Origin of the sequence: Coleofasciculus chthonoplastes PCC 7420, assembly GCF_000155555.1 — a bacterium.
In the GTDB taxonomy this organism is placed as follows: domain Bacteria; phylum Cyanobacteriota; class Cyanobacteriia; order Cyanobacteriales; family Coleofasciculaceae; genus Coleofasciculus; species Coleofasciculus chthonoplastes_A.
This window is the reverse complement of sequence record NZ_DS989854.1, coordinates 51,565-65,289: the sequence shown is the minus strand read 5'-3', so window position 1 is coordinate 65,289 and position 13,725 is coordinate 51,565. Positions and strand designations below refer to the sequence as shown.

The 13,725-nt window shown below is 45.7% G+C and carries 5 protein-coding genes; 2 read left to right on the top strand and 3 right to left on the bottom strand.

Annotated features, from left to right (window positions below; translation table 11 throughout):
• Nucleotides 1-3: 3 nt before the first annotated feature.
• The 3 genes from MC7420_RS19485 to MC7420_RS19475 all read right to left on the bottom strand — a co-directional run bounded on the left by MC7420_RS19485 (nucleotide 4) and on the right by MC7420_RS19475 (nucleotide 6,393).
• On the bottom strand, nucleotides 4-2,727 hold the full coding sequence (locus MC7420_RS19485; protein WP_006102526.1) for a GUN4 domain-containing protein: 2,724 nt from the start codon (nucleotides 2,725-2,727) through the stop codon (nucleotides 4-6).
• Between the two features lie 255 nt (nucleotides 2,728-2,982).
• Nucleotides 2,983-5,214 (bottom strand): CHASE2 domain-containing protein, encoded by a 2,232-nt coding sequence (locus MC7420_RS19480; protein ID WP_006102544.1) that lies wholly within the window; start codon nucleotides 5,212-5,214, stop codon nucleotides 2,983-2,985.
• A 375-nt stretch (nucleotides 5,215-5,589) separates the two neighbouring features.
• Nucleotides 5,590-6,393: a DUF928 domain-containing protein gene (locus tag MC7420_RS19475; protein WP_006102379.1), complete on the bottom strand. Its 804-nt coding sequence runs from the start codon at nucleotides 6,391-6,393 to the stop codon at nucleotides 5,590-5,592.
• A 357-nt stretch (nucleotides 6,394-6,750) separates the two neighbouring features.
• Between MC7420_RS19475 and MC7420_RS35455 the strand changes: the two genes are divergently transcribed.
• Complete coding sequence (locus MC7420_RS35455) at nucleotides 6,751-12,348, top strand: CHAT domain-containing protein (RefSeq protein ID WP_083799085.1); 5,598 nt, start codon at nucleotides 6,751-6,753, stop codon at nucleotides 12,346-12,348.
• A gap of 51 nt (nucleotides 12,349-12,399) precedes the next feature.
• A complete protein-coding gene (locus MC7420_RS19465) occupies nucleotides 12,400-13,725 on the top strand; it encodes a leucine-rich repeat domain-containing protein (RefSeq protein WP_052307507.1) in 1,326 nt (441 codons plus the stop codon).

Sequence of the window (13,725 nt, the reverse complement as noted above, 5' to 3'; positions counted from 1 at the left end):
TGATTAAATGCGCCAGAAAAGTGTGACTAAAATTGCCCAACCTGCGAAAAGTGGCGTTTGATTCGATTTAGACCCCCCCATGTCTAGCCAACCGCCACAGGGGAGATGTCCTGGAGGTGCATTGAGACTGAAGGTGAGATCGGCTGGAGTTCGCCATTCGTCTTTTTCGGGAACATACCAGCCGACGCGATCGCTAAATTGTTTGTAGGTATTATAGTTATAATCTCTGGGTTTACCGCCGACTTGGGTATAGAGATCCCGTTGCACCTGAAAGCCGAATTGTCCTGCACTGTAATGATACCAAAGTTGGTCAATTTGATTCAGGTCAGTTGGCGGGAATTTTTTGATATCATTGTCATTGAGCCATCCTCGGTTTTCTTGTCCAGCAATTTGTCGCATGATTTGGGCTGTTTCTGTGTTGGCGGCTTGCCATTGTCCGCAGGCGAGGAGATAGGCGAGTTGACGATAGGGAAGGGGTAATTGGTATCGAACTAGGCGAAGTCCTGACTCCCTTAACGTATCATCAGGGATGGGATAGTGGTTAAATTCCGTTGGCGTGGGTAGGCGATAGTGGCTGATGGTTCCATTGGCGAGAGTCTCACTATTGTGCCAATTTAGCCATGCACAAAACCGATTTTTCTGGGTGATAGTCAATCCCTGAATCGGTGTTTCAGCCTCTTTAGGGGTAAATAGGTGGGTTGACTCCTGGCTGGGTTGATAGGGTTCACCCGCCTTTTCTAGGGCGTTAAGAAACAGGTCGTATTCTGCATACGTTACATAGCTAGTATCAATTTCCAGAGTTTGATCAATTCGCAGGAAATTACCCAGTCGCCGTGCTAATTTGACCTCAGCCGCTAATTGGGCGATCGCAGAATCAGGAGAGGTTAAACCCGCTTCTAGGCGCTGTTTCAGGTCTTCCCGCACCTCTGGGTCAACCCTTAACCCCTCTTCGGCACAGTCTAGGGCTAATTTTAAGGATACCACAGTGGGCTGGTCTAAGGCGGCATGAATTAAGGGTGTGGCGTTACTTTGGGTAGCATAAAGGCGGAGGGTTTCCGCCCACCAATCGTGATGAATGTTTTGGATTAATAGAGAGTCTTGGTGGGAGTCTTTGATTTGGACGGCGGCTAAATATTCTTGAAAGCTTTTGTGGGAAAATTCGTAATGTCCGGGTTCCCGTTCAATGATTAAACCACTCACATTTTCAATATTTTCTAAAAACGCGGCTGGGGTTAACTGGGTTCCGGCGACTTTGGCTAATTCAGTTTGAATAATCTGACTTGCCTGTTCTAAGCTAAACTCACGAGTATTCTGTTCCATTAACCCTAACGCCAGCACTTGTAGCACCGTTTTTTTCTGGTGGGCGGTTAGGGGTTCAATAATTCCCTTATATTCGCTACGTTTGCCCAACAAAACATCACAAATTTCATCATAAAGTTCCACCCGCCGCCCCGGTAACGCCCCGCGATAACAGTGAACGGTAGCAATCATGGTTAACAGTAACGGATTAAGCGCCATAGCGGCTAAGGGGGGACTGGTTTGGATGCGTTGAATTAAGTCGTAAGCTTGACGATTTGCCACCTCCCGTACCCCGGGGTCATCTTTTCCTAAACGACTCATAATTTCCCGTTGCACATACCAGTTTTGAATAAACTGTTGCATTTGCTGAAGATTAAAGGGTTGGACTTCTAGAATCGCTTTCACACTAGAAATCGGCGCACTTTGATACCCAAACGGGCGTGAGGTGAGGATGAATCGAGTATTGGGATAGTCTTGGATTTGTTGATTCACCCAACGACTAATCATCTGACGTTGCGATTCATCAGCGACTTCATCTAATCCATCGAACATCACCAAACAATCCCGATGACGCAATTTCCCTGCAAACCATTGAGGCGGTGGACTCAATTTGCGGATGGATTCCTGTTGTTCAATCAGTTCTGCTAAAGTAAAGTCAGAGGATGCGATCGCGTCTGCCATTTCCCGCAGATAAACCAGAATTGGCATCAGTTTGGGGGCTTGTTTGTGGTAATGGCGGTGGCGGTTTTTGGCGTAGGTAAGGGTTAGATGTTCTAGGAGTGTGGTTTTCCCTGAACCGGGTGCGGCGATAATCGCGAGACTACGATACGTCGGCTGAGTCCCACTAGCGACTAAAATATCCCAAATACTCAACTCTTGAGAACCACCATCCCGGCGCATCATTTCCCCAGAAATTCGTTCTGCACTCTCTGGGGTGATTCTCAGGGGGACAAAGACTTGTTCTAAATCTAGGGTAAAGGGTCCCTTGGTTTTCAAGCCTTGGGTACGATAGTCTCGACAGGCATAAATCAAACTCTGATAATATTTCCCTTGGAACTGGGATGTCAATCGCCACCATTGACGGATAATAAAGGTTTCCAGTTGATTAACAATCCAGTCAGCCAAGGGGTCAACCAGTTGTTCCAATCGGGCTTCTATTTTATCGAGAACCCGGTTAATCACTTCTGAGACAAATTTACCACCAATCGCCAGGAGAGTGACACTGACGGTTAATAATCCTGATAAGGCGGCTTTATCCCATTGACCGAGGCGGATAAAATTAAAAGTTGTAGCAACACCAATACCCGAACTAGGAAACCCCAGATATTTTAGTAGGGTTTGAATCCGTCGTTGTCTGGCTTCCCGGCGAGAAGGAAGCGAGGGTTGGGTTTGGGGAACAGAAGACGGTAATGGTTGCTTGTTTGTCATTTGTCAAAACACTGATTTCACGGATTTATGGAACAGATGAGGGTGGGGGGTGAGAGTTTAATGACACTGATGACACTGATAGGTTAATTCTCGCATTTAGAGAGGATAATCAAATCATTGGTTTTATGTCTTATATCATTCTTAACCATCCCTCAAACCCATTTCTCCCATCCCTCAACCCCCTCTGCGTTCCTCTGCGTAAACCTCTGCGTTCCTCTGCGTTAAAAAAACATTATCCATTGACATCTATCCCCATCATTCTACCCCCATCATCCAACTCCTCAACCAACCTTCCACATCCGGTGCCATTACCGTAAACTGCACCCAAACCGCCGTCTTATCCGCCACCAACGATTCACTCACTCTGGCATAAAAATCCCCCTGAATTTGATTGTCACTGAACGGATTCACCAGATAAAGTTGCAAACTCGTTAACGGTTCTAGGGGAAACTCACAGCGAATCGCCGCCCCATTCACCGACACCTGAAAAATCTTACCCCAAAACCGTTCTTCTCCAATATCTTTGCCACTAATCACCGTAAACTCAATCGGGATTTCCTCCTGGAGTTCAACAATTTCTTCCTTCACCTCCGGTAAATGTAAATCATACTTCCCCCCAATTCCTACCACATCATAAATCGGAATCGGTTGATGAAACCCCTTCGGTTGCACCAACTTTTCCTGGCGGAATTTCACCCCATCTATCCCGGCTTCTTGCCAGGTTGTTTCTGAAATCAGAATTTGATCCCCTACGGTATAGGATTCTATCCGCGACGCCAGATTAATTGGACTCCCAATTACCGTCCATTTTGTCCGTTTCTGTGACCCAATATTCCCAACAACTACTTCCCCCGTATTAATCCCAATCCCCATTTTTATTTTAGGCAATCCCGACTGGTTTAACTCCTGATTAACCCTAGACATAGCTGACTGCATCGCCACTGCACAGGCGACAGCCCGTTGAGCATCATCCGCCTGTTGAGTGGGCGCACCAAAGAAGACTAAAATAGCATCGCCGATGAAATCGTTAATCGTGCCTTTATACTGATTAATAATATCCGTCATCGCCGATAAATAGATATTTAACAGTGATGCCACTTGTTCGGGCGGTAAGCGTTCTGAGATATTGGAAAAGCCGCGTAAATCGGACATGAGAATGGTGACGTTCTGCCGTTGCATCTCTAAGTTTAAGGCATCGGGGTTTTCTAAGACATTTGCCACCACTTCATCAGTAAGATAACGACTGAAACAATACCGAATGGTTGTCGCTTGGTGGGCAAGATAACTGGTAATCGCAATCACCGAACCCACCAGGGCGAAACCGGGCGGAACCAGGGGAATCCACCAGCCTTGTAGGAACGCCAGATAACAAATTCCGACTAAACTTCCACCCGCCAACAGGGTGAAAAGAAGCGGCGGAAAGGAAAATTTAGCTACGCCCCCCGCATACCGCCATCGCCAACGAATGGTTGCACCAATGCCTGACCAAAGGAGTATCCATATCCATTCTAGAGGTTCTGACCAAGTTTTAATTAACGGACGTTCTCCGAAAGCGGCGCTGATAATCTGGCTGGTGAGTTGAGCATGAATTAAAACGCCATAGGTGGTTTGAGGATTACCCACTAAGATGCTACTATAAGGAGTTAGAAACTCATCTTTTTTACTGGGAGCCGTATAACCAATTAAAACCACGCGATCGCGCATTAAATCGGTGGTAATTTGGTTAGCTAATACATCAGATAAGGAAACTGTAGTAAAGGGAGCGTTTCGATAATTTAGCATCATCTGATAGCCGCCCGCATCGGTGCGGATATAACCGCCATCATTGGCTTCCCAGGGAACAAAAACCGCTTGCCCTAATTGTAAATCGTCAGGGTTTTGGGATGAACCTTGGGGAGTAATATTATCGAATTCTAAATAGAGTTTGGCGAGTCCTAAGCCTAAACTGGGTAGCGTTTCATCCGTGTCTGATGTAATATAAAGGAAGCCGCGTCGGACTTTACCATCGGGATCTAAAACAACATCAGCCCCGGCAATTTGTCCCTGTTTTTCTAAGAGGGGTGGGGCTTGCATGACAGAGTTGGGATCATTGGCAATGACTTTTTTCAGCCCCAGTAAGTTGGGTGTGGTTTGAAACACCTGATTTAACTGTTCTTGTCCTGTTCCTTCGGGTTGATCCCGGACAATATCTAATCCAATAGCCCTGGGTTTTTGTTGTTTAATCGTGGTTAAGAGTTGGGCTAAGTCAGCATCGGAGAGAATGGAGGTTCCTAGGGTTTGAATATCGGTTTCAGTAATACCTACAATAACAATGCGGGAATCGGGGGAATCAGGAGGGCGGAGGCGGATTAATTGATCAAAGGCGGCTAATTCTAATAATTGCAGGAAGCCCAGCCAGCGTAGGAGGAGGATGCATCCGGTAACGGTGGGAACGGTTATCCATACCCCTCGCCATGTCCACAGAAATTGTCTCAGTTTAGCTAACATTAGGTTGTATTGAGTTCGTAGTTAGTAGTTAGTAGTTTGTAGTATGGGCTTTAGCCCATTATTTTGTATAGTAGGGGCGGGTTTAGGGATTCAGTTGCCGTAGTTCGTAGTATGGGCTTTAGCCCATTATTTGCCTAGTGTAAGGGTGGGTTTAGGGATTCAGTTGCAGTTTAACCTGTCATTCTGAGCGAAGCGAAGAATCTCGCCCTGATTCCAATTATGTTCTAAACGCCAACCTTAGGGAAGGGCGCACGTCGGTGCGCCCCTACGGGTTTTCACAGATGTTTGTTTTCTGGCGGTTAAATCCGCGACTGATGGCAAAATGAGATGCACCCGTGGAAGTTGAGATTTTTGTATTCAAACAGACAGAAACGTTTAGGGTTGAGGGGTATCCTGTTGCTGGAATTGACAGCAATCGAGTAAAGGTTGTTCTGTTAATTCTAGCAATCCGGCTGAATCTAACAATTCTTGCCACTGATTTTCTAAGGTGGGATTGTTCGGCTGGAGTTGGCGTAAATCGGCTAGACTGCTGAGGGCGTCGTACCAAAATCCGCCGTTGTCATCTCCTTGGGCATAGAGTGCGGGTAGTAGGGTAGGTCGAGCATTGAAAATTTGTTGTCCTAAAGTTGCACTGGGAGTGATACGTTGGAACCATACTCTTGCACTGATGCCGTTCTCACTGCGATTAACTTCATCGCAGATAATACTGACTGACCACCAATAGGGTTTATCGGGTTCTAAGGGGTCTATGTTAGTATCGGCTAAGTCAAGGCTAACAATTCCTGCTTGATTGGGTAAGGAGAATCGGGTTCTTGTCACCGAACGATTATTTTCATCTCTGAGAACTAATTCACCCATCTGGGCATTAGCTTTGGGAAGATAAACCAATAAGATGGGATATTCAGATAGGTTGAAACCGGAATAAATTTTACTGTTTTGCTCCTCCCCTGGTTCTGGCAAAGGGAGATAATCTGGGATGAGAGGGATAATTTCCTTAATCGCTTGATTTTGGTCAGCACACTGCACGTCTGTGCGTACAGTAGTGGAACTCGTTCGTCCTGGAGGTGGGCGTTTTGGGGGTTTATAGGGAACAGATAAAGCCGGATCGCCTAAGAGTTCTAGAGATAAAGCAACTGCCAGAGTTACAGCAACGGAGAAGACCAATTTTCGCTTAACCATATCCGACTTTTGCTTGAATTAGGACAAATTTTGCTAACTTAGATTAGCACGTTGACTACTAATCTAGAGGAGAAAGCAGAAAAGTGTTACTGATTGGGGGTCAGGTTAATTTTTATTCACTTAAATAGCTATAGTGCTGGTGTGTATGTTAAAAATAATTACAAAAGAAGGGTTTTCCTTTACGAGAGAAGATAATTAATTATCTATAATTTTGCACATTGAGATAAAAAGTGTAGTAATTCGTCCACGGGGAACTTCAGTTTAGGAATTTACACGGGGAACTTCAGTTTAGGAATTTACAAGAGAAATTTTTGGAATATCCCTCCCTGTTCGTGCCAACTTCCTTAAAAAACGGTCATGCTTGCAGATTACTCCCGAAAGGTTCATCGCTGTGTTGCACTAATGATGGGTGTGGTGTTTGCGACTGCTACTAGCACCCAAGTCAGCGCTCAATCTAGGACTGATTGGCTGTCCCAGTCATCAGTTACAGAAGCTCCGACGGCTTCAGGCGATGGACAATCTGTGGAGGCTCCAGGTGGGCAACTGGCGATATTTTTGGGGCATCAGGAGTCAGTCTATAGTGCCCTCTTTAGTCCGGATGGCAGTCAAATCCTCACGGCTAGCCATGATAAAACTGCTCGTCTGTGGGATATCAAAGGCAATCTCTTGACCGTATTCCAGGGACATGAGGGAGGAGTCTTCAGCGCAGTGTTTAGCCCGAATGGGAGCCAAATTCTGACGGCCAGCGCTGATGAAACCACCCGCCTGTGGGATACCAAAGGTAATCTTCTAGCTGTGTTCCAAGGGCATGAGAAGTATGTCAACCGTGCAGTATTTAGCCCGGATGGGAGCCAAATTCTGATTACCAGCGATGATAAAACAGTCCGCCTGTGGGATACCAAAGGTAATCTTCTAGCCGTGTTTCGGCATGAGAGAGAAGTCAAGAGTGCAGTGTTTAGCCCGGATGGGAGCCAAATTCTGATTACCAGCGATGATAAAACAGTCCGCCTGTGGGATACCAAAGGTAATCTTCTAGCCGTGTTTCGGCATGAGAGAGAAGTCAAGAGTGCAGTGTTTAGCCCGGATGGGAGCCAAATTCTGATTACCAGCGATGATAAAACAGTCCGCCTGTGGGATACCAAAGCCAATCTTCTAGCTGTGTTCCAGGGACATAAAGATTCAGTTTTCAGTGCAGTATTTAGCCCGGATGGGAGCCAAATTCTGACGGCCAGCGCTGATAAAACCGCCCGCCTGTGGGATACCAAAGCCAATCTTCTAGCTGTGTTCCAGGGACATAAAGATTCAGTTTTCAGTGCAGTATTTAGCCCGGATGGGAGCCAAATTCTGACGGCCAGCGCTGATGAAACCACCCGCCTGTGGGATACTTCTGGCAACCTCCTTGCAGAATTCCAGAGTCGTGAGTATGACATAAGGGAAGCTGTATTTAGCCCGGATGGCAACCAAATCCTTGCTATCAGTTTGTTTAAAACCGCCCTGTGGAATACCAAAGGCAATCTACTAGCCATTTTCCGGGGGACTGAGGATTATGTTAACAGTGCAGTATTTAGCCCCGATGGGAATCAGCTCCTCATTGCCAGTGGTGATGGAACCGCCCGCCTGTGGGACTTGTCAGCAGTGGTCGCTGCCCAAGCTGAGCAAACATCTGTCCTCCAAAGCTTTCAGGAAGAAGTATACAGGCACAACGCTCAACTGACCATGTTTCATGGGCATGAGGGAGTAGTCTCAAGTGCAGTATTTAGCCCCGATGGCAGTCAAATCCTCACGGCTAGTGATGATAAAACCGCTCGCCTGTGGAATACATCAGGAAATCTTCTTACTGTATTCCGGGGGCATGAGGATGGGGTTAGCAGCGCAGTATTTAGCCCGGATGGCAGACAAATCCTTACAGCTAGTGGAGGAACCATCCGCGTGTGGGATACTTCAGGTAATCTTCTCAGAGAGTTTCAAGGGCACAGACAAGTAGTATTAAGTGCAGTATTTAGCCCTGATGGCAGACAAATCCTTACAGCTAGTGCAGATAGAACTGCCCACTTGTGGGATACTTCAGGTAATCTTCTCAGGGAGTTCCAGGGGCATAGGGAAGTAATCACCAGTGCAGTATTTAGCCCCGATGGCAAACAAATCCTTACCGCCAGTTATGACAAACTCGCCTTCCTGTGGGATATTTCGGGAAATCTCCTAACTGTATTCCAGGGGCATGAGGGAGGACTATTGAGTGCAGTGTTTAATCCCAACGGCAGCCAAATCCTTACCGCTAGCATTGATGGAACCGCTCGCTTGTGGGATACCTCTGGTAAACTGCTAGCCGTATTTGGGGGGCATAAAGGTGCGGTTGAAGGTGGAGTCAGCAGTGCGGTATTTAGCCCCAATGGCAGTCAAATCCTCACGGCTAGCCATGATAAAATTATCCGTCTGTGGGATACTTCTGGTCAGCTTATAGCTGTGTTTCAAGGGCATGAGAAGTATGTCACCAGTGCAGTATTTAGCCCCAATGGTAAACAAATTCTCACTGCTAGTGGGGACTATAGTGCCAATCTGTGGGACTTGTCAGTTGCGGTCACTGCCCAAGCTCAGCAAATGGCTACCCTGCAAACCTTTCAAATAGGCGTATCGAAGAATAACGAACTTACCGAATTCCGAGGGACTGAGGAGAGCGTCAATAGTGCAGTATTTAGCCCCGACGGGAGCAAAATCCTCATCGCCAGTGAGACAACTGCCCGCCTGTGGGATACTTCTGGCAATCTTCTTGTAGAGTTCCAGGGGCATAAGGGTACAGTCCAAAGTGCAGTATTTAGCCCCGATGGTCTTCAAATTGTCACCGCCAGTTCCGATAACACTGCTCGTCTGTGGGATACAAAAGGGAATCTCTTGACCGTGTTCCGAGGACATGAAAATACTGTTATCAGTGCAATATTTAGCCCGGATAGCCGCCAAATCCTCACCGCCAGTATGGATAAAACGGTTCGCCTGTGGGATACAAAAGGGAATCTCTTGACTGTGTTCCGGGGTGATCATTATTCTAGCAGTGCAATATTTAGTCCGGATGGCAGTCAAATCCTCACTGCCAGCAATGATGGAAGTGATAGAAGCGCCCGTTTGTGGGATAAATCAGGCAATCTCCTAGCCCTGTTTCGGGGGCATGAAAATGCTGTTACCAGTGCAGTATTTAGCCCTGATGGCAGCCAAATTCTCACTGCCAGTTATGATGGAAGCGCCCGTTTGTGGGATGCAAAAGGTAATCTCCTTGTAGTGTTCCAAGGGCATGAAGAGTCTGTCGAAAGTGCCGTATTTAGCCTGGATGGGAGCCAAATCCTCACTGCTAGTTGGGATGGAACAGTCCGTCTGTGGGATACCAAAGGTAATCTCCTAGCTGTATTCCAGGGACATGACGCTATGGTTAACAATGCCGTATTTAGCCCTGACGGCAGCCAAATTCTCACTGCTAGTCGGGACGGAACCGCCCGTCTGTGGGACGTATCAGCCGCGATAGTCGCTTACGCCCCAGAAAAGACATTAAACGAAGGAATTCAACTCACCCAGCAAGGCACCATCGAGTTGAGACAACTGGCAATTCGAAAATTAGAAGAATCCCTTGAACTCTATCGTGAAGATAACAACCACGTCAAAGTAGCCCAAATTCTCTTATCAATCGGCAACATTCACGCCAATTTCGGACAATTCCAAACCGCCCTAGACTTCTATAACCAAGCCTTACCCATATCCCAACAAACTGGTTCTCAAGCCACAGAAGCTGCTATTTTCAACAGCCTGGGTCAACTCTACAACGAATTAGCCGACCCGCAAAACGCCCTAGACTTTTATAACCAAGCCTTACCCCTGTTGTATCAACTCAACGATAAAGGAGGTGCAGCTACCATCTTCAACAACATGGCAGCTACTTTCATCACTCTCGGACAACAGGAAAACGCTCTTGACTCCTACAAACAAGCCCTCACTATCTCCCGAAGCGGGGGGAACCTAGCCGCCGAAACCTCTACCCTAATCGGCATGGGCAGCATCTACACCACATCAAAAGACTGGTCAAGCGCCCTCAATACCTACAAACAAGCCCTGAGTATCTCTCGATACCTCAATGATCAAGTCAAAGAAACCACAATCCTCAATCAAATCGGTAAAGTACACGCTTCATCCGGTGAGAATTCTACAGCCCAAGACTACTACAACCAAGCCTTACCCTTATCCCGCCGACTAGGTTACAAAAGCGAAGAAGCCAATATCCTCTACAACCAAGCCACCCTAAACCGCCGACAAAATAACCTCACCGCCGCCAAAACCGAAATCGAAACCGCTATCAATATTATTGAACAACTCCGCACCCAAATCGCCAGCCAACAACTGCGCCAATCCTACTTCGCCCGTAACCAAGACTATTACCAACTCTACATCGACCTATTAATGCAACTGCACCAGCAAAACCCTAATAAAGGATATGATGCTCAAGCCTTCCACGCCAGTGAACGTTCTCGCGCTAGAAGTCTTATCGAACTCCTCACCGAAGCCAACGCCGATATCCGCCAAGGCGTTAACCCCCAACTCCTAGAACAAGAACGCACCCTCACTCAACAACTCAACGACTTAGAGTATCGCAAGTATCAACTCCTTAGCACTCAACACAGCCAAACCGAACTCGACGACATTCAACAAAAAATCGACACCCAACTCAACCAACTCAACCAACTCGAAGCCAAAATCCGCATCGCTAGCCCCCGTTACGCTGAACTCAAGTATCCTGAACCGTTAACCCTACAACAGATTCAACAACAGGTACTTGATGAGGATACCGTACTTCTAGAATACTCCCTCGGAGAAGACCGCAGTTACCTCTGGGCAGTCACCAAAGATAACATCACCAGCTACCAACTTCCCCCCAGAAGCGAAATTGAAACAGCCGCTAAAGCCTTCTTGAGCCAGACAACCTATAGAGACGCTGCATTTGGCGAAATTATCCCAGCCTCCAACCAACTCACTCAACTGATTCTCCCCAATCTGGCTCACCTGTCCCAAAAACGCCTACTAATTGTCCCAGATGGTCAACTCCATTACATTCCCTTTTCCGCCCTATCTATAAATCCTTCCGACTATCAACCCTTACTCACCAAGCATCAAGTTATCCATCTCCCCTCCGCCTCCACCGTTGCCATCAACCGCAACCAACTCACTCAACGCACTACTGCCCCCAATACCCTTGCCATTATCGCCGACCCCATCTTCTCCCCAGACGATAACGACATTATCGGCAAAACCAACCCTCCATCTAACAATAATCGCGGTACAGAAAACCTCGCCTCACTCAGTTTAGAACGGTCAGCCACCACCTCAGATATTGAATTCAAACGTCTCCCCTTTACCCGCACCGAAGCCGATACCATCCTTCAACTCCTACCAGGCAAATCCAGCGTGAGTTTTTTCGAGTTTGACGCCAACTTAAACACGGTTAAACGACCGGATTTAAGTAACTATCAAATTATTCATTTTGCTACCCATGGCGTACTCAATCCCGACTACCCCGAACTATCAGGATTAGTTGTATCCTTAGTAGACCGACAAGGCAACTCACAAAACGGGTTCTTACGCCTGAATGATATTTTCAACCTGAATCTTCCGGCAGAACTGGTGGTGTTAAGTGCTTGTCAAACGGGGAGTGGGGAAAATGTCAAAGGGGAAGGAATTGTGGGGTTGACAAGAGGCTTTATGTATGCAGGTTCACCCAGAGTTATTGCTTCGTTATGGAATGTGAATGATGAATCAACCGCCGAACTGATGAAACTCTTTTATCAAAAGTATCTGCAAGAAAATCTCCCTCCTGCTGAAGCCTTGCGACAGGCACAATTAGCGATGTGGCAAAGTGAAAATATTGATTGGCGAAACCCTTATTTTTGGGCAGCCTTTACCCTTCAGGGGGAGTGGCGTTAACTGTTTAATGATGATTTGACAATTTGCTATTGAGATAAAGGATTAAATTCTATGGCTTACCCAAAACTACTCTCCGCTTGTATCTCTACGACTTTAGGGATGAGTGTGTTGTTCTCATCCCCTGTATCTGCTCAAAGTTGGCAGACATCAACAAGACAGGAAACGGGTGAGAGAGAAATAGAGGGTTCTTCTCAAGTAGGAGAATTTGCCCAACAGTCCGAAACTCAACAAGCATCAAATACAACAAGAGAAATGAAAACCTTTCTCGATTGGTGTCAGAATCGAGACAGTTTAACTCCAGAAGCGAAATATACTGTTGAAGTAATTCTTGAAAGGATTCGCTTACAAGATTGTCAACAAGCTCACCAGAAATTGTTGAATCAAACGAGTCTTGATCTTTCTAACCAACCTCTTGATCTTTCTATTTCTAACCAATCTATAGAAGACTTAAATCCCCTATCATCTCTTACTCATCTAGAAGAGCTTGATTTAGCCTACAACGAAATCAGAGAGTTAACTCCTTTATCATCATTAGTTAATTTAAGAACGCTTTATCTGGAGCATGGAACTATTCACAATCACCGTAATATTATTAAGCATGGAGAAACCCCCCTAGATTTAACTCCTCTTGCTTCGTTGACAAATTTAGAAAATCTTCATCTCTCAGGTAACGTAATTACCGATCTAACTCCCCTTGCTTCTCTAAAAAATTTGCGGGTGCTAATTCTTCACCATCTCGGCTTTTCTGGTTATAGCCCTGATATTGCTGCTCAGTATAGCCGTAATATTGATTTAACTCCTCTATCTAATCTAACTGATTTACAGGAACTGCACATTAATGCTACTCCGAATCTAGAAAACTTGAGCAGTTTATCCTTATTAATTAATCTTAAATTACTTGCTCTTAACGAAAATGGAATAAAAGACATAAGTTTTTTGTCTTCCCTGACTGATTTAGAAGAACTTTATCTTGTTGGCAATGAAATCGAAAATCTCTCACCTTTATCCAATCTAATTAATTTACAAAAGATTTATATTTTTCACAATCAGGAACTTGAAGATATAACACCTCTATCACATTTAATTAATCTACAGATATTATTTTTAGGTAATAATCAAATCAAGGATGTAACTCCTTTATCATCTCTAATTAATTTACAGAAATTAGGGCTATGGGAAAATCAAATTACAGATGTTTCACCTCTCTCTTCTCTACAAAATTTACTTGTACTTGATTTAAGGAGTAATAAAATTCAAGATATAACTTTTTTATCGTCTTTGAATAATTTGCAGGTACTTAAGCTTTATGGCAATAGAAATTTACCCATGAGGTGTCCATTACCTAGAGAAAGCATATGTGTATGGGATTTTAATTGA

Coding starts and splice junctions, on each gene's coding strand:
- MC7420_RS19480 (WP_006102544.1), bottom strand. CDS start 5,214: ATGTTAGCTAAACTGAGACAATTTCTGTGGACATGGCGAGGGGTATGG.
- MC7420_RS19475 (WP_006102379.1), bottom strand. CDS start 6,393: ATGGTTAAGCGAAAATTGGTCTTCTCCGTTGCTGTAACTCTGGCAGTT.
- MC7420_RS19485 (WP_006102526.1), bottom strand. CDS start 2,727: ATGACAAACAAGCAACCATTACCGTCTTCTGTTCCCCAAACCCAACCC.
- MC7420_RS35455 (WP_083799085.1), top strand. CDS start 6,751: ATGCTTGCAGATTACTCCCGAAAGGTTCATCGCTGTGTTGCACTAATG.
- MC7420_RS19465 (WP_052307507.1), top strand. CDS start 12,400: ATGGCTTACCCAAAACTACTCTCCGCTTGTATCTCTACGACTTTAGGG.